Genomic DNA, 1,026 nt, shown 5'->3' with positions numbered 1-1,026 from the left:
CACCCGACCCGATCGCCCCGTCCTCCGCCCCCGTCCCGGAACCCGCTCGTGACCACTTGCTCGTCCCTCTCCGTCCTCCGGAAGGAACCGCTCGCCGGCACCGCGGCCGTCGCGCGGACCTGGGTGCTGTTCGAACAACCCGGCCCCTGGGGGCCCCGGGCCCTCACCGACGGCCGACTGGACCCCGCCACCGGCGCCCTCCTGGAGTCGTGGACCGCGTACGGCGTGCGGACGGCGCTGATCCGCTCCCCCGGCCGTCACGCCGACCGGGGGAGGAACGGCCCGCGCCGCGCCTTCCTCGCCCACACCCTCCCCGGCCGTGCCCGGGTGCTGACCGCCGTGCTCGACTCCGACGGAGGTGCCGAGTACCTGGCCGGCCTGGCTCCGGAGGCACTGGCCGCGGGGGAGTTCGAGGCGGCCGGGGCGCGGGCCCGCGCGGAGGGCGGGCCCTGGGAGACCTACCGGGGCGACCCGCTGGTGCTGGTGTGCACCAACGGCCGCCGGGATCGCTGCTGCGCCGTGCTCGGCCGTCCGCTGGCCACCGAGGCCGCGGCGGGCGGCGGCGCGGCGGTCTGGGAGGTGACACACCTCGGCGGTCACCGCTTCTCCCCCACCCTGCTGGTCCTCCCGCACGGCTACGCCTACGGCCGGATGACGGGACCCGCGGTGAAGGCCGTGGTGGAGGCGGTGCGCGACGGCCGAGTGGTGACCGAGGGCTGCCGGGGGCGGTCCGCCTGGGACCCGCTCGGGCAGGCCGCCGAGCTGGCCGTGCGCGGCACCACCGGTGAGCGCGGCGCCGACGCGCTGGAGGTCTTCGCCCTCGCCCCGGAGCCCGGGGAGTCGGACGACCCCTCCACCGGGGCCGTGGGGGAACCGGCGGAACCGTGGGTCGGGGTGCGGCGCAGGGACGGCACGGCGGCCTGGCGGGTGCGGGTGGAGCGGGGCGCGACGGTGCCTCCCCTCCCGGCGAGCTGTGGGGCACGGGCGCTGCCGCAGGCCCGGGTGCTGGCCACCGGGGTGGAACCC

At 78.7% G+C, this 1,026-nt stretch carries 1 protein-coding gene; it reads left to right on the top strand.

Annotation, left to right across the window (positions count from 1 at the left end):
- Positions 1–48: 48 nt before the first annotated feature.
- The coding region (locus FOE67_RS30195; RefSeq protein WP_182667405.1) for a ferredoxin family protein at positions 49–1,026 on the top strand (978 nt) is incomplete at its 3' end.

Origin of the sequence: Streptomyces calidiresistens (assembly GCF_014141525.1) — a bacterium.
Classification (GTDB): Bacteria; Actinomycetota; Actinomycetes; order Streptomycetales; family Streptomycetaceae; genus Streptomyces; species Streptomyces calidiresistens.
Note: the sequence above shows the minus strand (reverse complement) of the source record. Positions and strands in the feature narration are given on the sequence as shown.